The following is a 20,061-nucleotide window of genomic DNA, read 5'->3' on the forward strand; positions in this document are numbered from 1 at the left end:
GAATGTCTGGGGCCCTGCTGGCTGCACCGCCGGTGGCGCTGTCGGAGAAGTCGTGCCGGCCGTTGGGGAGGGAATGGTAAAACTCACCTGTTAAGGGTAACGGGTAAGGGTGGTGGGCAGCGGCTGGGCCGGCGCAGACCCCGGCCCGGCGGTCCTAATCCCCGTCCCCCGCTGGGCCGGCGGCGGCATCGAGCACCTCACCCACCACCCGGAAGGCGAGCGACGGCTGGTATCCCTTGCGGGCCAGCATTGACGCGAGGCGGCGCGTAACTTTGTCGCGTTCGGCCCGGTCTTCGCCGCCGGTGAATCCCCGCAGCTTGCGCTCCACGAGCTCCCGGGCGGCCGTTTCCTCGTCGGCGTCGCTGAGCTGGTCCAGTGCACCGGCAGCGATCTCCGGGTCGATGCCCTTGTCCGCAAGTTCGCGCCGCAAGGCCCCTTTGGCGAGCTTGCGCGTCTGGGACCTGCTGCGGACCCACATGTCGGCGAACTCGGCGTCGTCAACCAGCCGCACTTCCTCGAAGCGGTCCAGCACGGCCTCCGCGACGTCCTCAGGGACGTTGCGCTCGGCCAGCTTGCGCGAGAGCTGCAGCCGGCTCTTGGGCGAATTCGTCAGCTGCCGCAGCACGATGGCACGCGCCACCGCCGCGGGGTCCGCGTCCCGGTCCTGCCCGGCCGGCGAATCCGCGCCATCGGTGCGGTCCGCCGGCTGATCCGGGCCGGCAAAGCCGGGGGCAGGATTCCGTGATGGAAATCCTGCCCCTTTGCGCCGCCGGCTGTTAGAAGCCGTCAACGGCCTTCAGCTTCGGAGATTCCTCGGTCTCAGCCGGGGCCTTGACGCCAACGCCGAGCTTTTCCTTGATCAGGCGCTCCAGTTCGGCCGCCAGCTCCGGGTTGTCGCGCAGGAAGCGGCGGGAGTTCTCCATGCCCTGGCCCAGCTGGTCGCCATCGTAGGTGAACCAGGAGCCCGACTTTTTGATCAGGCCGTGCTCGACACCCATGTCGATGATGCCGCCCTCACGGGAAATGCCCTGGCCGTAGATGATGTCGAACTCGGCGATCTTGAAGGGCGGGGCCATCTTGTTCTTGACGATTTTGGCCTTGGTGCGGTTGCCGACGGAATCGGCGCCCTCTTTCAGGGTCTGGATGCGGCGGACGTCGATGCGGATGGAGGCGTAGAACTTCAGCGCCTTACCACCGGTGGTGGTTTCCGGGGAGCCGAAGAAGACACCGATCTTTTCACGCAGCTGGTTGATGAAGATGGCCGTGGTCTTCGTCTGGCTCAGGCGGCCGGTGATTTTACGTAGGGCCTGGCTCATCAGGCGGGCCTGCAGGCCCACGTGGCTGTCGCCCATGTCGCCTTCGATTTCCGCGCGGGGAACGAGGGCGGCCACGGAGTCGATGACTATGACGTCAAGGGAGCCGGACCCGATAAGCATGTCCATGATTTCCAGCGCCTGCTCGCCGGTGTCCGGCTGGGAGACCAGGAGCGCGTCGGTGTCGACGCCCAGCTTGGCGGCATATTCCGGATCGAGGGCGTGCTCGGCGTCGATGAAGGCGGCAATGCCGCCCTGGCGCTGGGCATTGGCAACCGCGTGCAGCGCGACCGTGGTCTTACCGGATGATTCCGGACCGTAGATTTCCACGACGCGGCCGCGGGGCAGGCCGCCAATTCCCAGGGCGACGTCCAGTGCGATGGACCCGGTCGGGATGACTTCGATGGGTGCACGGACTTCATCGCCGAGGCGCATGACCGAGCCTTTGCCGAACTGCTTGTCAATCTGGGCAAGCGCTGCGTCGAGCGCCTTCTGGCGATCCGGGGCTGCGGCCATGATTCACACCTCTAATACTTTCTCGCTGTGGAGTGGCCGTGGAGGCCTTTGTCTGTCATCACTGACGCTACTGGCACCCTCCGACAAAGTTGTCGGGAGAACCACTTATGTGGAAAACGGTCTGAAAAAAAGCATATCGCTATCCGAACAGATATTCGAACAAGCGGGCGGCGTGTCAGGCGTCAGCGGTGCTCAGCCGGCGTCAGCGCGACGGCGCGGGCGTCAGCAGGCGTCAGCGGGGCCCGGTGGTGTCACGGGGTTTGACGTCGCGGCCCAGGCGGCGTTCCGGCGGAACGTCCTGGACGTCGCACAGGGCAAGCCACACCTGGCGCGGCGGAATGCCGGCGCTGAGGGCCTGGTCCGCGGTGCGGCCTCCGACCCCAGCCAAGACCAGCGAATTGCTCAGGACGCGGGAGTATCCCGCGCCGAACTCGTCGTCCATAAGCCGCCAAAAGTCACTGATTCGCACGAGTAAAGTCTCTCACGGCCGGGGACTCTAGAATGGTTGCCATGAGCAACCCAACTGAGTCCGCGGGAGATCCCGCTCCCGATACCGCCGGCGCGGACGCCGCCCTGGACGCCGTCGAGAACCAGCTGAGTCTGCTCTGGCGCCGGGGCCGGTCGATTTCCCACCAGCTCTCGCGCCAGGTCCACCCGGACATGGAACCCGCCGCTTACGGGCTGCTCAGCGTGATCCGCAAGCAGGGTCCCATCAGGCTGACCGACCTCGCATCCTGCATCGGCGTCGGCAAGCCTTCGGTGAGCCGGCAGATCGCCTTCCTCGAGGGCCTCGGGCTGGTGTCGAAGGAGGCGGACCCGCTGGACGGCCGGGCGCAGGCCATCCGGTTGACGTCCGAAGGCGAGGAAAGGATGCACCAGGTCCAGGACGCACGGCGTGAGGTGTTCCGGGAACGCCTGGCGGAATGGCCGGCCGAGGATCTGCAGGCTTTGGCCATGTACATGGCCAAGCTCAATGCCACCTACGAGCGAGACGGTTTCCCCCGGGACGAGCACGCCTGACTCCCCCACCGGGAACCCTGGTCACCGAAACACGTCAAAGGACCTCCGGCCTGGGCCGGAGGTCCTCTTTTGTGTCTTAGGTCTTAGGTGAGTGGGCGGGCTAGCGCGCTCCGGAAAGGAGGCCCTTGGCCAGCTCGTCGGAGAGATCGGAGTTCAGTTCCCGGTCGAGGTCGCGGCCATAGCGCTGCGCGAACTCCTGGGGAACGGTGTCCGGAACCGCGACACCCTCGGCGACCGCGACGCGGTCGCTGACTTCGCGGAGCATGCTCGAAAGCGGAACATCGAGGGCCGAGCAGATCGAGGAGAGCAACTCCGAGGAGGCTTCCTTCTGGCCGCGTTCCACTTCGCTCAGGTAGCCCAGGGAAACGCGGGCACTGTGCGAGACTTCGCGGAGCGTACGGCCCTGGCGCTGGCGGACATCGCGCAGGACATCACCGATTTCGTGACGTAGTACAACCATCTTGCGCTCCTTCTGTTCGCTCTTGGCCTGATCGGCGAGGCCCACATCCTTCCAGCGGACAACGCCGTTTACGGATACGGGCTGCTTTACCATCTGTATCGCCTTGCTCCTCGTACTGTCGAGTCCGCCGGTGGGGGCGGACTCTGCTGATGTTTTCATCCTAGGCGCCTCCCTCATTTGGAAGCGACACAATGTAACAACTATTCGGAATCAACTTTTGTTCCCGGCAACTTTACGCCCGGTAGCCTTCGGAAGATAGGGCCTCCAGCAGACGCTCCAACGCGGCGCCGCACGCAAGTGCGCGGATCTCGGCACGGCTGCCGTCAAAGGAATAGGGGTACGACGTCGATCCTTCCGCCGTGGCGATGCCGACAAAGACCGTGCCCACCGCTTTGCCGTCGTGCGGTTCGGGACCGGCAACGCCGGTGGTGGAAACGCCGATATCGGCGCCGCAGATGCGGCGCGCCCCGTCGGCCATGGCTGCGGCTACCTGGCCGTCCACGGAGCCGACGGCGTCGAGCAGCTCAGCGGGGACGCCAAGGACGTCGGACTTGACCCTGTTGGCGTAGGACACCACGCCGCCCTGCAGCATCCCGGAGGCGCCGGGCGTGTCGGCCAGCACGGCGGTGACCATGCCGGCGGTGAGCGATTCGGCAGTGGCGGCGGTCAGGCCGCGGCCGAGGGCGCCGGTGACGGCCTGCTCCGCCAGGCGGTGCAGATTGGGGTGCAGGTTGGGGTGAAGAACGGGGTCCGGCTGGTTCATGGCTTGTTCTCCCTTGAATGTTGTTTCTCTGCCTTGATGCCGGCGGACCGCAGCTTGAGCGCCTCAATGACGTATTCGCCGCCCGTCCACAGGGTGATGGCCAGGGCGGCCATCATCACGATGAACGCCACGACGCCCAGCCACGGGGCAAGGGACGCCAGCGGAAGGACGTAGAGGAAGATGGCCGCCGTCTGCACCACCGTCTTGAGCTTTCCGCCGCGCGAGGCCGGGATAACGCCGTAGCGGATGACGAAGAAGCGCAGCGCGGTGATGCCCCACTCCCGGACCAGGATCAGGATGGTGACCCACCAGGGCAGTTCCTGGAGCAACGAGAGCATGACCAGCGCGGAACCGATCAGGAGCTTGTCGGCGATCGGGTCAGCAATCTTGCCAAAATCGGTGACGAGGCCGCGGGACCGGGCGATGTCGCCGTCGAGCTTGTCCGTGTAGATGGCGACCGCGAAAACGAAGGCGGCCGCCCAGCGCCAGACGCCGTTCTGGGCCTGCAGCCCCGGCGCGTCGAGGAGCAGGAACCAGACGAAGAACGGCACCAGCACTATCCGCAGCATCGTGAGGACATTCGGCAGGTTCCAGATCCGCGAGGCGGATCCGGCGTTGGCTTCGGCGCTATTCACCTTCCTAGGCTACCTTCTGCGCTACCGGCCGGTGAGCGACCAGGCGTCCTCTGAGCCGTCCTCGTCGCCGGAACCGCCGTCGGCGCCGTCATGGTAGTCGATCGCCTGGGTGCGGTTCTCCAGATCCGCCGCCACGAGGTCCTCGGCGTAACCGCCCTGGGCGATGTTCGCGTTGGCGTTATCGCTCAGCGCCGCGGTCTGCGAGTCGGCGGACACCGGACCGTCCTGCCCCTTCATCGCGGCCAGCACGGCGGCGAGGTCATCGGGCTTGACCAGCACGTCGCGCGCCTTGGAACCTTCGGAGGGCCCCACCACTCCCCTGGACTCAAGCAGGTCCATGAGACGGCCGGCCTTCGCGAAGCCGACGCGGAGCTTGCGCTGGAGCATCGAGGTGGAGCCGAACTGTGTGGTGACCACGAGCTCGGTTGCCTGGAGCAGGACCTCGAGATCGTCCCCGATGTCGTCATCGATCTGCTTCTTCTGCGCCTCGGGCGCGACGTCATCGCGGTAAACGGCCTTGAGCTGGCCCTTGACGTGCTCGACGACCTTGTGGATCTCGGACTCGGTGACCCAGGCACCCTGGACACGCATGGCCTTGGAGGCCCCCATTGGCAGGAACAAGGCATCGCCCTGGCCGATGAGTTTCTCGGCGCCCGGCTGGTCCAGGACCACCCGGGAGTCGGTGACAGAGGAGGTGGCGAAGGCCATGCGGGAGGGCACGTTGGCCTTGATCAGGCCGGTCACGACGTCGACCGACGGGCGCTGGGTGGCCAGGACCAGGTGGATGCCGGCCGCACGGGCCAGCTGCGTGATGCGGACAATCGAGTCTTCGACGTCGCGCGGGGCCACCATCATGAGGTCGGCGAGTTCGTCCACGATGACCAGCAGGTACGGGTACGGCTTGATGACGCGCTTGGAATCCACCGGCGGGTGGACTTTGCCGGCCCGGACAGCCTTGTTGAAGTCATCGATGTGCTTGAAGCCGTAATTGGCGAGGTCGTCATAGCGGGCATCCATTTCCCGGACCACCCACTGCAGGGCCTCGGCCGCCTTCTTCGGGTTGGTGATGATCGGGGTGATGAGGTGCGGGACCCCCTCGTAGGCCGTGAGTTCCACGCGCTTGGGGTCCACCATGACCATCCGGACCTCGTCCGGGGTGGCCCGCATCAGGATCGAGGTGATCATCGAGTTCACGAACGAGGACTTGCCGGCACCGGTGGCGCCGGCCACGAGCAGGTGCGGCATCTTGGCCAGGTTGGCCACGACGTAGCCGCCCTCGACGTCCTTGCCGACCCCCATGACCATGGGATGGTCGGTGCGGCGGGCGTTCTGGCTGCGGAGCACGTCGCCCAGGGACACGGTTTCGCGGTCCGTGTTGGGGATTTCGATGCCGATGGCCGACTTGCCCGGGATGGGGCTCAGGATGCGCACATCCGAGCTGGCCACGGCATAGGAGATGTTCTTGGACAGGGCGGTGACCCGTTCCACCTTGGTGCCCGGGGACAGTTCGATTTCGTAGCGGGTCACGGTGGGGCCGCGGCTGAAGCCGGTGACCTGCGCCTCCACGTTGAACTGGTTGAGGGTCTCGGTGAGCGAGGCGACAATCGCGTCGTTGGCCTCGGTGCGTTCCTTGGGGATGGAACCGGGTGTCAGCACGTCCGACGCCGGCAGGGTGTAGGTGACGTCGCCGGCCAGGGAAAGCTGCTCGGTGCGCTGCGGAATCGGGGTGGGCAGCGGTGCGGGCGCGACCGGGTTGGAGGGGACCTTTGCGGCCGCAGCGGCGGCATTGAGCGATCCCGCGGCCACCATCCCCGGAGTGACCAGCGGGATGGCCTCGGTGGCGTCGCCGCCGGACTCCGCCGCAGCGTCGGCGGATCCTGCCGTGCCGAGCCCCTGGGCGGCTTTGATCTTTTCGACGGCGATCTCGGCCTGGGTGGGACGGCGGACGCCGGGCGCGACGTCGGGCGCGGCGTCGGCTGCGACGCCAGAGCGCGCCTTGCCCCTCGTGCCCTTGGCCGGAGGTGCGTCCGCTGCTTCCTCATCTGCGATGAGGGCGCGTTCGAAGGCCTCGTCGCCGACGTAGCCTTCCAGGCCGGACTCGTCGTCGTGGTCCTTGCCGAAGAGGCGCTTGCGCTTCTTCCTGGGCGGGGCCGGCGCGTCGTTCTCGTACAGGTAGCTGCGGTCGTGGCGGTCGCCGCCGTCGTCGTCTTGCAGGTCGATGCCCATCAGGTGCTCGTAGGCGTCGCGCAGGCGGCCAGGGATCGCGCCGAAGGGCGTGGCGGTGACGATCAGCAGGGAGGTGAAGGCCAGCAGGCCGTAGACCGCGACGGGGACGGCGGTGTGCACGGCGGCCAGCGGGGCGGCGGCGAGGTAGCCGAGCATGCCGCCGGCCCGGCGCAGGCCATCGAAACCGTCGGCGACGGTCGGCTGGCCGCCAATGATGTGCGCCAGCCCGGAACCGGCGAACGTCATGATGAGGAAGCCGATGCCGACCCGGTTGTTGCCGCGGCCGTCGTCGGGCTGGCGGAACAGCCGGAAGGCGCACACGAACAGCATGAGCGGAAGCAGCAGGGCCATCCAGCCGAACGTGCCGTTGACGATCGCAAACACGAGGTCAGGGAGCCAGCCCTGGAACCCCCACCACGCGAAGGTGGCAACGAAGACTCCCAGGGCCAGGTTGAACAGGGCGGCGCCGTCGCGGCGGTCCTCGGGGGCGAGGTCGCTGACGTCGTGGCCGACCCGCCGGATGCCGGCGCCGATCACGTGGGCGATGCCCAGCCAGGCACCGGCCAGCAGCCTCACCACCCAGGGCTGGTGCGGCTCAACAACGGCCAACTGCCGGGTCCGCGCGGTGGCTGGGGTTCTACCTGCGGTGCCACCTGCGGCTCCCCGCGGCCGGGCGGATTTGGATGCGGCGGGACGGGACCCCCGGCCGGGAGAACTGCCTGATTTGCCGCTTGAGTTTCCTCTAGGCGCGGAAGAAGTACGAGTCGCCATACCCGCCACGGTACCGGATGCCGGGCCGAAAACCCCGAATTTCCGGGCGCCCGGGATCATGTTGCCGCCACCACCAACGGGAACGGCCTCCCCCGCCTCCCGCGGCTCTGAGGCTGCGGGTTGGCGGGGAAGGCCGTTGACCAGGCATGCGCCGGGCGGTGTGAAGGGCTCACGCCCGGTGAACCACCTGAGGCTCACGCCCGGTGAACCACCTGAGGCTCACGCCCGGTGAACCACCTGAGGCTCACGCCCGGTGAACCACCTGAGGCTTACGCCCGGTGAACCACCTGAGGCTTACGCCTCAAGGACCACCGGGATGATCATGGGCTTGCGGCGGAGCTTGCGGTTGACCCACGTGCCGACGACCCGGCGGACGACCTGCTGCAGCTGGTGCGTCGTGTGGTCCGTGCGGTTCAGCACGGCTTCTTCGAGGGCCTCATTGATCTTGGGGATGATCTCGTCGAAGACGGAATCATCCTCCGCCACGCCGCGGGCGTGGATTTCCGGCCCGGACACCACCTTGCCGGTGGCACGGTGGATGACCGTGATGATGGAGATGAAGCCCTCATCGCCGAGGGTCTGGCGGTCCTTGAGGTCTGCTTCGGTGACCTCGCCGACGCTGGAGCCGTCGACGTAGACGAAGCCGACCTCGACCTGGCCGACGATGTCGGCCTGGTGGTCGCGCAGGTCGATCACGCTGCCGTTGTCCGCGAGCAGGATGCTTTCCTCCGGCACGCCGGATTCGAGGGCGATCTTGCCGTTGGCGATGAGGTGGCGGGTTTCGCCGTGCACCGGCATGGCGTTGAGCGGCTCAAGGATGTTGTAGCAGTACAGCAGTTCGCCGGCGGCAGCGTGGCCGGAGACGTGCACCTTGGCGTTGCCCTTGTGGATGACGTCGGCGCCGAGCTTCAGCAGTCCGTTGATGATGCGGAAGACGGCATTTTCGTTGCCCGGGATCAGGCTGGACGCAAGGATGACGGTGTCGCCCTCGCCGACGACGACGCGGTGGTCGCCGTTGGCCATGCGGGACAGGGCGGCCATGGGCTCGCCCTGGGAGCCGGTGGACATCAGCACAACCCGGTTGTCCGGCAGGTTGTCGATGTTCTTGATGTCGACCAGGATCCCGGCCGGGACCTCCAGGTAGCCCAGTTTCGCGGCGATGGCCATGTTCCGGACCATGGAGCGGCCCACGAAGGCAACCTTGCGGTTGTGGTTGGCGGCGGCATCGAGAACCTGCTGGACGCGGTGCACGTGCGAGGAGAAGGAGGCGACGATGATGCGCTTGGAGGCCTGCCCGAACAGCCGGTCCAGGGTGGGTCCGATTTCCTTCTCGGCGGTGGTGAACCCCGGGACGTCGGCGTTGGTCGAATCCGACATGAACAGGTCCACGCCTTCTTCGCCCAGCTTGGCGAAGTGCCGGAGGTCGGTGATGCGGCCATCCAGCGGCAGCTGGTCCATCTTGAAGTCACCGGTGTGCAGGACGGTGCCGCCCGAGGTGCGGAGGAACACGGCCAGGGCGTCCGGGATGGAGTGGTTGACGGCGATGAACTCGCATTCGAAGGGCCCGTACTTCTCGACCTGGCCCTCGACGACGATCTTCGTGTTCGGCTTGATCCGGTGTTCCTGCAGCTTGGCCTCGATGAGGGCCAGTGTCAGCTGTGAACCGACGATGGGGATGTCGGCGCGCAGGCGCAGGAGGTAGGGGACGGCGCCGATGTGGTCTTCGTGACCGTGGGTCAGGACTACCGCGACGATGTCCTGGAGACGGTTCTCGATGTAGGAGAAGTCCGGCAGGATGAGGTCGACGCCGGGCTGGGTCTCTTCGGGGAAGAGGACGCCGCAGTCAACGATGAGGAGCTTGCCATCGATCTCGAAAACGGTCATGTTTCGACCGATTTCCCCGATCCCGCCGAGCGGTACGATCCGCAGGGTGTTCTTCGGGAGGCGGGGCGGCGTGACAAGGCCGGGAAGGGCGGTTTGGGTCATAGTGCACTACTTTCCAGGCTGAAGCCGGGCTGGTTCTTAACCGTCAGGATTGGCTCCCGATCAGGAAAAGACCATCCCCGCTTCCGCCAAATCCTCGCGGATGGTTGCGATCTCGGCCTCGCCCGGCTCCACGAGGGGCAAACGGACAACCGAGTTGGGCAGGACTCCCTGCCACTTAAGAACCTGCTTGGCAGCGACAGCACCCTGAATGTGGGTCATCACTGCGCGGACCACGGGGTCCAGTTCGAAATGTAGGGTGCGGGCGGTAGCAAAATCGCCTGCAAGTGCGGCATCGATCAGCGCACGGAATTGCCGCGTCGCGACGTGCGCGGAGACGCTGACCAGCCCGACGGCGCCGGCGGCCATCCACGGCAGCGTGAGGCCGTCGTCGCCGGAGTAGACATCAAGATCGGTGTTCGCCAGGACGCGCGTGACGGCGTTGAAGTCGGCCTTGGCATCCTTGAGGGCGACGATCCTGGGGTGGTCGGCGAGCCGGATCATGGTCTCGGGCAGGATGGGCACGCCGGCGCGGCCGGGGATGTCGTAGACCATGACGGGGAGGTCGGCGGCATCGGCCACGGCCTCGACGTGCGCCTGGATACCGGCCTGGCTGGGCTTGTTGTAATACGGCGTGACGATCAGCTGGCCGTGCGCTCCGGCCTTGGCGGCGCGCTTGGCCATCTCGATCGAGTGCGAGGTGTGGTTGGTCCCGGTCCCGGCGATGACCTTGGCGCGGTCGCCCACGGCCTCGACGATGACGCGGAAGAGCTTCTCTTTTTCGTCGTCCTCGAGCGTGGAGGTCTCCCCCGTGGTGCCGGAGATCACGAGGGCGTCATTGCCGTCGTCGACGAGCTTGCTCGCCAGTTCCGCCGACTGCAGGTAGTCGACCTCACCGTCCGATGTGAAAGGCGTGACCATGGCAGTCACGAGGGTCCCGAACGTGTAAGAGCGAATATCAGAGTCAGCCATATGAAAAACGTTACCTTGTCTGCGGCATGTTAGGACAATGGCGGCGGTGTGACGAACGTCAAACTCGGCGGCCGTGCGTCACGTTTCGGCGGCCCGGCCGGACTCAGGGCCGCCGAAACCGCGCCAGCACACTGTATTGGAGACTCGCGGTCAGCACCTCGGTGCCGGTGCCGGCCGCCTGCCGGAGCGGGAGCCCGTCAGGACCCCAGAACCCGCTCAGGCCACACGAAGGGCCGAGCGGCGTGGCGCCCGCCAGGTTCGCCAGGACGGAGAACATCCGGTTGTCCATGGCCCGGGCGCCGAGATGCAGTGCCAGCCGGTGGTCTTCGCCGGCCGTGTAGAGGGCCGAGACGGCATAGATGTCCGCCCCGGCGTCCGCGGCCCATTCCGCATGGCCCGGGCGGGCTGCGTCGAAGCAGATCGCCAGGGCGACCTTCCAGCCGTCGATCTCCAGGACCGCGGGATTCCTGCCGGCCACGAAGAGATCCCGCTCCGGTCCGTGCAGGTGCGTTTTGAAGCTGGCCTCGATGGAGCCTGTTGGATGGACCGCGAGGACGGCCAGCCGCGGCGTCCCGTCCGCGTCTTTGAACGCTGCACCGACCACGGCGGTCATTCCGGTGCGCCGGCAGATTTCCCGGATGCCGTCCAGCCGCCGGTCAGCCGCGCTCAGCCACTCCCCGGGTCCGTCCAGCAGGTCCAGCCGGTACCCCGTCAGCGAGAGTTCGGGAAAGATGACAAGCCGGGCTCCATGCGACTCGGCGTCTTCGATCAGCCGGATGTGCTCGGGCACGTTGGCGGCAACGCCACCATCCAGGGCCTGGTATTGGACGGCGGACAGCGTCAGCGCGGTGATTGAGCCAGTGGTCACCCTGCCATCCTATGCACTCCCTCTTTCTCCGGAGGGAGCCGAAGGTGCCGAGCAGTAGCGCCCGACGGCGGTTTCGCGAAGGGCCTCCGCCCAGGCGGCCAGACGTTGGGCCGCCCGCACGTAGTCGAACAATTCGGTTGGAGTGAGGGCATCGAGGTCCGTCTCGGCCAGCCGCCGCGCCAGCTCAGCTCCCGGCGGTACCGCGGCCAGCGCCGCCCCCTCCTTCCCCCACTGGACGTCCTCGGCCGGCTCCCCGGCGACCAAGCGCCGGAAGAGGAAGTCCACCACGCCCGGGCTCATGGCTTTGAGGACGCCGGCCGCCGGCTCGCCACGCTTTGTTCTTCCACCAGGCGTCGCGCTGGTCCATTGCGGGCCCGACGGATCCGGGCCCGGAAAATGTCGGCTTGTGGAATCCCGGCCGGTGAATTCGGGCTTCAGGAAGGCTGGCTCTGGGGCGTCGTTCATGCGCCCATCGTATTCGAACATATATTCGAATTCAAGGGCTGCCCGGAGAAGGATCGGGGCTGCGGGCAGGCCGAAGATGAGACGGTCACCGGACCGATCGTGAGACGATCAGATGATGACGGCGCGCGGAATTACTACGGCTTCCCGGACCGTCCGGGGCACTCCCCCCGGCGTCCGGCTGGCCGGTATCGACGCCGCGCGCGGCCTCGCCCTGCTGGCCATGATGGCCACCCACGTGCTGGCGACCTTTGAGCCGGACCAGCAGCTGACGCCCACCTGGATCGGCCTGGCGTTTTCCGGACGGGCAGCCGCGCTGTTCGCCGTGCTGGCCGGAGTCGGACTCGCCTTGTCCACGGGGAAACAGCAGCCGCTCGAGGGCGCCGAACTGCGGGCGGCCCGCAGAGGCATCGCCTTGCGGGCGCTCGTGATCGGTGCCGTCGGGCTCTCCCTGGGCGGGCTGGAAGTCAACATCGCGATAATTCTGGTCCACTACGCCCTGCTGTTCCTGTGCGTGCTGCCCTTTATCGGGCTTGGGCTGAAACGCCTGGCCGCACTCGCGGCCCTCGGGATACTGGCTGCCCCCGCCCTGGCCTACCTCCTGCGGCCGTGGCTGCTGTCCGCCGATCCGCCCCTGCGGCTGGGGCACAACCCAAGCTGGGAGGATCTGGCCACGCCGGCAAGGCTACTGGGCGACCTCTTCCTCACGGGCTACTACCCTGTCCTGCAGTGGATCGCTTATCTCCTCGTAGGGCTGGTGATCGGCCGGATGGCGCTGTGGAAAGCGGCCGTGCCGTTCCTGCTCGTTGCTGCCGGCACGGTGGTGGCCGTCATGTCCAAATGGCTGGGGACGCTCATGTTGGAAGACTGGGGTGGCAGGCAGGCCCTTCAGGCGCACATCGGCGATCCCGCCTACCCGCTGGAGAGCCTGCTGCAGGTCAACCTGGCCGGCATCGACCAGTCAGGCTCAGTGTGGTGGCTGGCCACGAGTGCACCGCACTCCGGCACCACGCTGGATCTGTTGCACACCTCGGGGGCCGCTGCCGCCGTGATCGGCCTGTGCCTGCTGCTGGGCCGGCTGGGCGACTGGCTGGAACTGGATCTGCTGCTGCCGCTGCGCGGAGCCGGGGCCATGACGTTGAGCCTCTACACGGCTCACCTGTGCATCATGGCCGCCCTGCACGACCAGCCCTTGATGCCGGGCTGGACCGTGGAGGGTGTGTACTTCGCGCAGGCTGTCGGGGTGCTGGTGGCCGGCGGAGTCTTCGCGGCCATGGCGTGGCGCGGGCCGCTGGAATGGGCGACCCATGCGGCCAGCCAGGCCGGCCGCCACCGGCCGGCTCAAGTCCGCCGGCCTCGACGCGTGCGCTAAGGTCCGGCGCTAAGTTCCGCCGCCGGGCCCGGCGCGGTCCACAGGCCGTCCGCCGAGCACGGGCCCACCGGCCTGCCGCCAGGTCCGGCGCGGCCCACAGGCCTTCCGCACAGCGTCCGGCTAGTTCTTCTGCGCCCCGGCGCGGAACATCCGCACGGCGTCGCGCATTGAGGCGCGGGCGCGCTTGCGGTCTCCGGCAGCATCGTACGCACAGCTGAGCCGGAACCAGGAACGCCAGTCCTCGGGGGCGGCTTCGGCCTCGGCGCGGTACTTCTCAAATTCGGCGTCTGCGGCTTCGCGGATGATCCGGCCGGCGGGCGTGCGCGGCAGCGTGTCCTCCGGCAGACCTCCCTCGGCTTCGAGGATCTTTGCCAACCGCTCAGTGCGGGCACCAAACAGCAGTTCCCGGATCAGGGCCCAGGCCCCGATGACCGGCAGCACCAGGTAGGCGACGCCGATCGCCTTCGCCACGAGGCTGGGATCGGACATCAGGAGCACGGAACGTTGAAGGGACACCACCAGGTAAAACACGAGCAGCAGGGTGACGGCCCCCACCCAGATCTTGGTGCGGTTCGCTTTCAGGGCAGTCAAGGCAGCGGACATCGGGCTCAGAGTCCCAGGTCCAGGTAGCCGTCGAGTCCCACGGTGAGACCGGGGTGAGCGGCGACGCTGCGGATCCCCAGCAGCACCCCGGGCATGAAGGACGCACGGTCAAAGGAGTCGTGGCGGATGGTCAGCTGCTCCCCCGGCCCGCCCAGCAGGACTTCCTGGTGCGCGACAAGACCGGCCAGCCGGACACTGTGGACCCGGATGCCGTCGACGTCGGTGCCGCGGGCACCGGCGAGTTCCGAAGTGGTGGCGTCCGGGCTGGACGGCACGCCAGCCTCGGAGCGCTCGGCCGAGATCAGCTGTGCCGTGCGCACGGCCGTGCCGGAGGGCGCATCGACCTTGTCCGGGTGGTGCAGCTCAATAATTTCAACGGATTCGAAGTACTTGGACGCCTTGGCGGCGAAGGCGGAGGCCAGGACGGAGCCGAGGGCGAAGTTCGGGGCGATCAGGACGCCGACGCCGGGCCGGTTGGCGAGGAGTTCTTCCAGGCCCGCGAGCCGGCCGGCATCCCAGCCGGTGGTGCCGACCACGGCGTGCATGCCGTGCTCGACGGCGAAGCGAACGTTCGCCTCGGTGCTTTCGGGGACGGTCAGGTCCACCACGATCTGCGCGCCGGAGCTGACAAGGGAGTCGAGGGGGTCGTTGCGGCCAAGGGCCGCGACGAGCGTCAGGTCCGCGGCGGCGTCGATGGCCTTCACGGCCTCTGCGCCCATGCGCCCGCTGGCGCCCAGCACGGCGACGGAGAGTTGTTCGGTCATGCCATCAACCCTACCGCCGGGGCCGCTGCGTTCCGGAACCGGCGGCGCTTGGTTACAGGGCCGCCGTCGGGGGCGACAGCCTGCCCGCCACGCGGCGTGAGCAACGTTCCGCAGGGCCCGGCCCGCCGGCTCGATGGGTCACACGCCGACCCAGGCCTGTCAAGCTGGATTGACGTCCTGAGCCTGTCAATCTAAACTGACAGGCATGGAGACTGACGACCTGTCCGCGCATATTCATTCACTCGACCCCGCCGTCGGCCTGCGGGCGGTCGGCGCCCTCCATCGCCTGGCAGAACAGGTCGAGGCAGCGCAGGTCAGAGCGGCCCGACAGCAGGGATGGACGTGGGAGCAGATCGGTGACGCCCTGGGCGTCTCACGGCAGTCCGTCCACGCAAAATACCGAGAGTGAGATCAAGCCATGTTTGAACGATTTGCCGACGACACCCGAAAAATCGTTGGCTTCGCCATGGACGAGGCCCGCTGCAGCGGCGACAAGCGGCTGGGCACGGATCATCTGCTGCTGGGGGCGCTCCACGATCCTGGTCCCGCCGGCCTTCTGGGTGTCACGCTCGATCAGGCTCGGGCAGCGGCGGCGAGGCTTGACCGCACGGCACTCGCGTCAATCGGTATAGCTGCCCACGGCTTTGAGCGCGTCCCCATGCCCGGCCGGGGGAAGAAACCGCCCTTCAGCTCGGGCGCCCGGTCGGTAATGGAAGGCATGCTTCGGTACGCCATGGACCAGAAGTCACGACAGATCACCACCGCGAATCTGCTGCTGTCGCTGCTGGACCGCGAGGAACACGATCCGGCAGCCGTGCTGCTCAAGGAACTGGGGGTCGACCGGGCGGTGGTCCGGCGCAGGGTTCTTTCCTCCTGATCCGGAGCCGGCTTCCGGTCACCACTGCCTCTACTCTCCGGCGCCGACCCACTCCACAGTGCCGTCGGCGAAAAACTGTTCCTTCCAGATCGGCACCTGGGCCTTGATCCGGTCGACGAGTTCTGCACATACGGCGAAGGCCTGGCCGCGGTGGGCCGCCGAGACGGCGCACACCAGGGCCGGATCGCCGATCTCCAGCATGCCGATCCTGTGGGCCGCCCAGATCCGCACCGGCTGCCGCCGGTCCCCGGTGGCGCCGGCGCCACCGGCGGCATCCTCCGGAGATCCGCCGGGCACGGCATCCCCGGCCGGGACCGAGTGCTCCGTCACAAGCCCGGCGACGACGTCGGCCATCACCTGGTGCGCCGTCGGGTGGGCGCTGTAGCTGAGCCGGGAGACCTGCTTGCCGCCGTCGTGGTTGCGGACGACGCCGCTGAAGCTGACCACCGCTCCTGCCGTGTCCGACTCCACCGCCGCGATGGCCTGCTCCACCGAGATGGGTTCGGCGCTCAGCACGGCATGCACGATTTCAAATCCGGTATCAGTGCCCATGGCTGCCTTCCAGTTGGTCGCAAAGGTGTCCAAGAATGGGATCCAGCACGGCCAGGCCGTCCATCACGCCTTTCGGGGATCCGGGCAGGTTCACGATGAACGTCTGTCCGGCTGCGCCCGCGTGGCCCCGGCTGAGCATGGCCATCGGAGTCTTGGCCGTTCCGGCGGTCCGGATGCCCTCCATGATGCCCGGGATTTCCCGATCCAGCAGGGGCAGCGTCTGTTCTGGCGTTGCGTCCGTGGGGCTCAGCCCGGTGCCGCCGCTGGTGATGATGACGGCCGGCTGCTGGCTCAGCAGGGCCCTCAGCGCGGCCCCGACCGGCGCCCCGTCCGGCACCACCATGGCGGGGAACGGCTCGAAGCCGTGCTCGGTGAGCCAATCGATGATCACAGGACCCGTGAGGTCCTCATAGACACCGGAGGCCGCCCGTGTGGAGGCGATCACGACACCGGCCTTGCGGCCCGTGGCTTCGCCGTGGCGGTGGGGTTCGGGCATGTTCATAGGGTCCAGTCCCCGCTCTTGCCGCCGCTTTTGGCGAGCACCTTGATATCGGTCAGGACCGCGTGCTTGTCCACGGCCTTGATCATGTCGTACACGCTCAGTGCCGCGACCGTCGCCGCAGTCAGGGCTTCCATCTCGACCCCGGTGACGCCGCGGGTCTTGACCGTGGCGAAGATTGTCACGGCGTCGGTGTCGAGCTCAAAATCGATGGTGACCTTGGCGATCGGCAGCGGGTGGCACAGCGGGATCAGGTCCGGCGTCTTCTTGGCCGCCATGATCCCGGCGATGCGGGCCACGGCCAGGGCGTCGCCCTTCGGGAGCTCACCGCCGCCGAGGAGGGACAGGACCTCGGCCGTGCTGCGGACGGTCGCGGTGGCCGTGGCTTCCCGGGTGGACTGCGCCTTGTTGGACACATCCACCATCTGGGCCGTGCCGTCGTGGCGGAGATGGGTCAGGCGGGTGTTGCCCACTGCTCCGTTGTCCACTTCGCCGTTGTCCGCTCCGCCGTTGTCTGCTGGTGTGGCATCCGCTTCGGGGTTTTCTACATCGTTCACAGGATCCATACTTCCACTTCGTCGCCCGCTGCGAGCGCCGCTGTTCCCTCCGGCACGTGGACCAGGGCGTTGGAACGGGCCAGGGCATGGACCAGGTGGGATCCCGCGCCGCCCTCCAGCCTGACCGTGCCGTCCGGAGCCAGTGTGCCGCGGCGCACCTGGTGCTTGCCCGCCGGGGATGTCAGCGGTTCGGCGAGGCGCGCGCGGACGGCGGGCCGGGGGGCCGGGGCGCCGAACAGTTCTGTGAGGACCGGGCGCAGGAACATTTCAAAGGACACGAGGCAGCTCACCGGATTACCCGGGAACCCCAGCACAGGGACGCCGTCGAAGCTGCCGATCCCCTGCGGGCCGCCGGGCTGCATCGCCACGGCGCCGAATTCGACGTCGTGTCCGGCCATTGCCTGCCGGACCACCTCGTAGGCACCTTTGCTGACGCCGCCGGTGGTGACGATCAGGTCCACGGCGGGGGCATGCCGGCGCAGCAACGCGGCGAGCTCATCCGGCTGGTCCGTGGAGACGCCGGTCCGTGTGACCTGGAGCCCGGCCTGGCGCATGGAGGACTCGAGCAGCGTGCCGTTGGAGTCGAAGATCTTGCCCGGTCCCAGCGGGCTGCCCGGTTCCACCACCTCGTCGCCGGTGGTGACCAAGAGGACCCGGAGGGAGGGATGGACGGGCACCTCCGTGTAGCCCATCGCCGCCAGCAGTCCCAGCTGACCGGGGCCGAGGAAGGTCCCCGCGCCGAGGGCGAGCTCGCCGGAGCGGATGTCGCTGCCGGCGTCGCGCACGAACGTTCCGGCGGCGGCGGCCGGCAGGTGGACCGTGGCGGGCTCCCCCGGCACCGGGAAGGAATCGGGCACGGCCTGCTCGATGGGAACGACGGCGTCGGCCCCGGCCGGCATCATCGCGCCGGTCATGATCGGGGCGGCCGTGCCGGCGGCCAGTTCCGCCGGTGCGGCACCGGCCGGGACGGGCGCGACGACGCGCAGTTCCCTGCCGCCGTCGGGCACGTCGGCGCTGCGGACCGCGAAGCCGTCCATCTGCGAGTTGGCGAAGGGGGGAAGGTCCAGCGGCGCCAGGATGTCGGCGGCGATCCCCCGGCCCAGGGCTTCGAGCAGCGGGAGCCGTTCCACCCGCCCCTCGGCGCGCAGGGGGGCCAGCAGGGCCCGCACCTTGTCCCGGTGCGCTTGAACGCTGACATGCCTTGTCTCGGTGCGGTGCATGCGTTTCCTGACCTCTGCTCGGCTCGCTAGGACTTCACGTCAACTCTAACCGTGTGGTAACCCGTGGCTCCGTTCGGCGCGACCGGGGCGGATTCCTCGGCCTGCGGCACGCCGTCGAGGGCTGTGGCCCGGACCTGGACCTCATACTGTCCCGGCTCCAGCGGCAGGGCCAGCTTCCACTGGTACCAGGTGTCCTTGGAGATGCCGGGGGCCAGCTCGGCCTGATGCCAGTCGCCGCGGTTGACCCGCAGCTCCACCTTGCCGATGCCCGTGTGCTGGGCCCACGCGACGCCGCCGAAGACAACCGTCCCGCCCTTCACGTTGGCCCCGTCGCGAGGCACGTCAATGCGGGACGATGTCTTGATGGGCCCGCGCTCGCTCCAGCCGCGGGGCGTCCAGTAGGCGACGTCGTCCGCGTACCGGGTCACTTTGAGTTCGGTGACCCACTTCGTGGCGGAGACGTAGCCGTACAGCCCGGGCACGATCATCCGGACGGGGAATCCATGTTCGAGCGGGAGCGGTTCCCCGTTCATGGCGACGGCCAGCAGCGCGTCGCGGTTGTCCGTGAGGGCCTCCAGCGGGGTCCCTGCCGTCCAGCCGTCCGTGCTGCGGGAGAGCACCATGTCCGCCCCGGGCTTGGGGCCGGCCATGGCGAGCAGTTCGCGCACCGGCCAGCCGAGCCAGCGGGCGTTGCCGATCAGGTCCCCGCCGACCTCGTTGGAGACGCAGGCGATGGTCACGTGCCGTTCCGTCAGGGGTTTGGCCAGGAGGGTGGCGTAGTCGAGCTCGATCTCCCGTTCCACCAGGCCCGTGACTTTCAGCGTCCATTCCGCAGGGTCCACCAGCGGGACGCGCAGGGCGGTGTCGATCCGGTAGAAATCTCTGTTCGGCGTCACGAGCGGGCCCAGCCCGTCCAGCCGGATCTCGGCGCCGGCCGGGATGGGCGGCGCGGGAGCGGCGGGCACCGGGAGGACCAGCTTGCTGCGCACGTCGCTGACGACGGCGGCAGCTCCCCTGAGGGTGGAGGCGAGCACACCGGCGACGGCGGCAACCGCGGCTGTCCCGCCCAGCGCCAGCAGGAACCGGCGCCGGGCGGGCCCGGCGTCGTTGGCTGTAGCATCTGCAGGCGCCACGGCGGGGGCTTCCTGCGGGGCCGGCTCAACCGGTGGTGTTTCCGCCGGGCCGGACGCCACCGCCGGCCGCCGGCCGGCATCGGGTTGCCACTCCAACAGTTTCCGGATGAGCCACCGCAACAGCGCGATCCCCACCAGTGCCACCAGCACCGGGACGGGGATGGCGTTGGCGGTCAGGTCCGCCCGGCTCAGCACGGCCACGAGCCCTACCGCGCCGAACACCGCGATGAGAATCACCCCGGCGAAACGGCGCCGCACTTCGAGGACTCCGGAGAGCGCCGCGAGCGCGGCGATGACCAGTGCCATGCCGCCCAGCAGCGCCACCTTATCCGCCGTGCCGAACAAGGAAATGGCCCACTCCTTGACGCCAGGCGGGACGGTGTCGATCACGGCCCCGCCGACGGCCGTCACCGGAGACACCGTGGGGCTCACCAGGCTGGCCGTGAGTTCACCGAGGACCACCGCCGTCCCCACGGCCACCAGTCCGGCCCCGGC

Annotated in this window: 22 protein-coding genes; 4 read left to right on the plus strand and 18 right to left on the minus strand. The window is 68.1% G+C overall.

Features of this window, described 5'->3' with window-relative positions; translation table 11 throughout:
• Positions 1–154 precede the first annotated feature (154 nt).
• The 3 genes from AC1DRO_RS08480 to AC1DRO_RS08490 all read right to left on the minus strand — a co-directional run bounded on the left by AC1DRO_RS08480 (position 155) and on the right by AC1DRO_RS08490 (position 2,298).
• A complete protein-coding gene (locus AC1DRO_RS08480) occupies positions 155–790 on the minus strand; it encodes a regulatory protein RecX (RefSeq protein ID WP_476950519.1) in 636 nt (211 codons plus the stop codon).
• On the minus strand, positions 777–1,829 hold the full coding sequence (gene recA, locus AC1DRO_RS08485) for a recombinase RecA (RefSeq protein ID WP_018774457.1): 1,053 nt from the start codon (positions 1,827–1,829) through the stop codon (positions 777–779). The genes AC1DRO_RS08480 and recA overlap by 14 nt, the downstream gene beginning before the upstream one ends.
• Positions 1,830–2,061: 232 nt before the next feature.
• Entirely contained in the window at positions 2,062–2,298 is a 237-nt protein-coding gene (locus AC1DRO_RS08490) for a DUF3046 domain-containing protein (protein ID WP_028277227.1), read from the minus strand.
• 41 nt (positions 2,299–2,339) lie between these two features.
• Between AC1DRO_RS08490 and AC1DRO_RS08495 the strand changes: the two genes are divergently transcribed.
• A complete protein-coding gene (locus AC1DRO_RS08495; RefSeq protein WP_028277226.1) occupies positions 2,340–2,849 on the plus strand; it encodes a MarR family winged helix-turn-helix transcriptional regulator in 510 nt (169 codons plus the stop codon).
• Between the two features lie 100 nt (positions 2,850–2,949).
• On the opposite strand, the gene AC1DRO_RS08500 is transcribed toward AC1DRO_RS08495, so the two are convergent.
• The 8 genes from AC1DRO_RS08500 to AC1DRO_RS08535 all read right to left on the minus strand — a co-directional run bounded on the left by AC1DRO_RS08500 (position 2,950) and on the right by AC1DRO_RS08535 (position 11,992).
• Positions 2,950–3,402: a helix-turn-helix domain-containing protein gene (locus AC1DRO_RS08500; RefSeq protein WP_018774460.1), complete on the minus strand. Its 453-nt coding sequence runs from the start codon at positions 3,400–3,402 to the stop codon at positions 2,950–2,952.
• A gap of 139 nt (positions 3,403–3,541) precedes the next feature.
• On the minus strand, positions 3,542–4,072 hold the full coding sequence (locus AC1DRO_RS08505; RefSeq protein WP_476950520.1) for a CinA family protein: 531 nt from the start codon (positions 4,070–4,072) through the stop codon (positions 3,542–3,544).
• Positions 4,069–4,707 carry a CDP-diacylglycerol--glycerol-3-phosphate 3-phosphatidyltransferase gene (gene pgsA / locus AC1DRO_RS08510; RefSeq protein WP_476950521.1) on the minus strand — a complete coding sequence of 213 codons (639 nt, stop codon included), beginning with the start codon at positions 4,705–4,707 and terminating at the stop codon, positions 4,069–4,071. Before pgsA ends, AC1DRO_RS08505 begins: the two co-directional genes overlap by 4 nt.
• A gap of 21 nt (positions 4,708–4,728) precedes the next feature.
• Positions 4,729–7,704: an FtsK/SpoIIIE family DNA translocase gene (locus tag AC1DRO_RS08515; RefSeq protein WP_476950522.1), complete on the minus strand. Its 2,976-nt coding sequence runs from the start codon at positions 7,702–7,704 to the stop codon at positions 4,729–4,731.
• A gap of 294 nt (positions 7,705–7,998) precedes the next feature.
• Complete coding sequence (locus AC1DRO_RS08520; protein WP_028277222.1) at positions 7,999–9,690, minus strand: ribonuclease J; 1,692 nt, start codon at positions 9,688–9,690, stop codon at positions 7,999–8,001.
• Positions 9,691–9,750: 60 nt separating this feature from the next.
• Positions 9,751–10,659 (minus strand): 4-hydroxy-tetrahydrodipicolinate synthase, encoded by a 909-nt coding sequence (dapA, locus tag AC1DRO_RS08525; RefSeq protein WP_476950523.1) that lies wholly within the window; start codon positions 10,657–10,659, stop codon positions 9,751–9,753.
• Positions 10,660–10,762: 103 nt separating this feature from the next.
• Positions 10,763–11,527 carry a carbon-nitrogen hydrolase family protein gene (locus AC1DRO_RS08530; protein ID WP_476950524.1) on the minus strand — a complete coding sequence of 255 codons (765 nt, stop codon included), beginning with the start codon at positions 11,525–11,527 and terminating at the stop codon, positions 10,763–10,765.
• 9 nt (positions 11,528–11,536) lie between these two features.
• On the minus strand, positions 11,537–11,992 hold the full coding sequence (locus AC1DRO_RS08535) for a hypothetical protein (protein ID WP_476950525.1): 456 nt from the start codon (positions 11,990–11,992) through the stop codon (positions 11,537–11,539).
• A 115-nt stretch (positions 11,993–12,107) separates the two neighbouring features.
• On the opposite strand from AC1DRO_RS08535, the gene AC1DRO_RS08540 reads away from it, so the two are divergent.
• Positions 12,108–13,361, plus strand: a complete 1,254-nt coding sequence (locus AC1DRO_RS08540; protein WP_476950526.1) for a heparan-alpha-glucosaminide N-acetyltransferase domain-containing protein — start codon at positions 12,108–12,110, stop codon at positions 13,359–13,361.
• A gap of 120 nt (positions 13,362–13,481) precedes the next feature.
• Here the strand turns inward: AC1DRO_RS08540 and AC1DRO_RS08545 are convergent, their stop codons facing one another.
• Both AC1DRO_RS08545 and dapB read right to left on the minus strand, forming a co-directional pair.
• Complete coding sequence (locus AC1DRO_RS08545; protein ID WP_459384309.1) at positions 13,482–13,964, minus strand: hypothetical protein; 483 nt, start codon at positions 13,962–13,964, stop codon at positions 13,482–13,484.
• 5 nt (positions 13,965–13,969) lie between these two features.
• A complete protein-coding gene (gene dapB / locus AC1DRO_RS08550; protein ID WP_476945687.1) occupies positions 13,970–14,728 on the minus strand; it encodes a 4-hydroxy-tetrahydrodipicolinate reductase in 759 nt (252 codons plus the stop codon).
• 205 nt (positions 14,729–14,933) lie between these two features.
• On the opposite strand from dapB, the gene AC1DRO_RS08555 reads away from it, so the two are divergent.
• Both AC1DRO_RS08555 and AC1DRO_RS08560 read left to right on the plus strand, forming a co-directional pair.
• A complete protein-coding gene (locus tag AC1DRO_RS08555) occupies positions 14,934–15,137 on the plus strand; it encodes a helix-turn-helix domain-containing protein (protein ID WP_026266610.1) in 204 nt (67 codons plus the stop codon).
• A 9-nt stretch (positions 15,138–15,146) separates the two neighbouring features.
• A complete protein-coding gene (locus AC1DRO_RS08560; protein ID WP_476950527.1) occupies positions 15,147–15,605 on the plus strand; it encodes a Clp protease N-terminal domain-containing protein in 459 nt (152 codons plus the stop codon).
• A gap of 30 nt (positions 15,606–15,635) precedes the next feature.
• Here the strand turns inward: AC1DRO_RS08560 and AC1DRO_RS08565 are convergent, their stop codons facing one another.
• The 5 genes from AC1DRO_RS08565 to AC1DRO_RS08585 are packed head-to-tail and all read right to left on the minus strand — an operon-like array spanning position 15,636 to position 20,028.
• Entirely contained in the window at positions 15,636–16,157 is a 522-nt protein-coding gene (locus AC1DRO_RS08565) for a molybdenum cofactor biosynthesis protein MoaE (RefSeq protein ID WP_476950528.1), read from the minus strand.
• The gene (locus AC1DRO_RS08570) at positions 16,147–16,659 is read right to left on the minus strand and encodes a MogA/MoaB family molybdenum cofactor biosynthesis protein (protein ID WP_028277212.1); all 513 of its coding nucleotides are present in this window, start codon (positions 16,657–16,659) and stop codon (positions 16,147–16,149) included. Before AC1DRO_RS08570 ends, AC1DRO_RS08565 begins: the two co-directional genes overlap by 11 nt.
• Positions 16,656–17,222 carry a cyclic pyranopterin monophosphate synthase MoaC gene (moaC, locus tag AC1DRO_RS08575; RefSeq protein ID WP_476950529.1) on the minus strand — a complete coding sequence of 189 codons (567 nt, stop codon included), beginning with the start codon at positions 17,220–17,222 and terminating at the stop codon, positions 16,656–16,658. The genes AC1DRO_RS08570 and moaC overlap by 4 nt, the downstream gene beginning before the upstream one ends.
• Entirely contained in the window at positions 17,210–18,433 is a 1,224-nt protein-coding gene (locus AC1DRO_RS08580; protein WP_476950530.1) for a molybdopterin molybdotransferase MoeA, read from the minus strand. Before AC1DRO_RS08580 ends, moaC begins: the two co-directional genes overlap by 13 nt.
• 26 nt (positions 18,434–18,459) lie before the next feature.
• Positions 18,460–20,028 (minus strand): molybdopterin-dependent oxidoreductase, encoded by a 1,569-nt coding sequence (locus tag AC1DRO_RS08585; RefSeq protein WP_476950610.1) that lies wholly within the window; start codon positions 20,026–20,028, stop codon positions 18,460–18,462.
• Positions 20,029–20,061 lie beyond the last annotated feature (33 nt).

Source organism: Arthrobacter sp. P4_F11 (assembly GCF_056401395.1).

Excerpts from the sequence above, each read along its gene's own strand:
- AC1DRO_RS08555 (WP_026266610.1), top strand. The coding sequence starts at position 14,934 with ATGGAGACTGACGACCTGTCCGCGCATATTCATTCACTCGACCCCGCC.
- AC1DRO_RS08535 (WP_476950525.1), bottom strand. The coding sequence starts at position 11,992 with ATGAACGACGCCCCAGAGCCAGCCTTCCTGAAGCCCGAATTCACCGGC.
- AC1DRO_RS08570 (WP_028277212.1), bottom strand. The coding sequence starts at position 16,659 with ATGAACATGCCCGAACCCCACCGCCACGGCGAAGCCACGGGCCGCAAG.
- AC1DRO_RS08580 (WP_476950530.1), bottom strand. The coding sequence starts at position 18,433 with ATGCACCGCACCGAGACAAGGCATGTCAGCGTTCAAGCGCACCGGGAC.
- AC1DRO_RS08495 (WP_028277226.1), top strand. The coding sequence starts at position 2,340 with ATGAGCAACCCAACTGAGTCCGCGGGAGATCCCGCTCCCGATACCGCC.
- AC1DRO_RS08540 (WP_476950526.1), top strand. The coding sequence starts at position 12,108 with ATGACGGCGCGCGGAATTACTACGGCTTCCCGGACCGTCCGGGGCACT.
- dapB (WP_476945687.1), bottom strand. The coding sequence starts at position 14,728 with ATGACCGAACAACTCTCCGTCGCCGTGCTGGGCGCCAGCGGGCGCATG.
- AC1DRO_RS08545 (WP_459384309.1), bottom strand. The coding sequence starts at position 13,964 with ATGTCCGCTGCCTTGACTGCCCTGAAAGCGAACCGCACCAAGATCTGG.
- moaC (WP_476950529.1), bottom strand. The coding sequence starts at position 17,222 with ATGGATCCTGTGAACGATGTAGAAAACCCCGAAGCGGATGCCACACCA.
- AC1DRO_RS08505 (WP_476950520.1), bottom strand. The coding sequence starts at position 4,072 with ATGAACCAGCCGGACCCCGTTCTTCACCCCAACCTGCACCCCAATCTG.
- AC1DRO_RS08520 (WP_028277222.1), bottom strand. The coding sequence starts at position 9,690 with ATGACCCAAACCGCCCTTCCCGGCCTTGTCACGCCGCCCCGCCTCCCG.
- AC1DRO_RS08515 (WP_476950522.1), bottom strand. The coding sequence starts at position 7,704 with ATGGCGACTCGTACTTCTTCCGCGCCTAGAGGAAACTCAAGCGGCAAA.
- AC1DRO_RS08500 (WP_018774460.1), bottom strand. The coding sequence starts at position 3,402 with ATGGTAAAGCAGCCCGTATCCGTAAACGGCGTTGTCCGCTGGAAGGAT.
- AC1DRO_RS08565 (WP_476950528.1), bottom strand. The coding sequence starts at position 16,157 with ATGGGCACTGATACCGGATTTGAAATCGTGCATGCCGTGCTGAGCGCC.
- recA (WP_018774457.1), bottom strand. The coding sequence starts at position 1,829 with ATGGCCGCAGCCCCGGATCGCCAGAAGGCGCTCGACGCAGCGCTTGCC.
- dapA (WP_476950523.1), bottom strand. The coding sequence starts at position 10,659 with ATGGCTGACTCTGATATTCGCTCTTACACGTTCGGGACCCTCGTGACT.
- AC1DRO_RS08560 (WP_476950527.1), top strand. The coding sequence starts at position 15,147 with ATGTTTGAACGATTTGCCGACGACACCCGAAAAATCGTTGGCTTCGCC.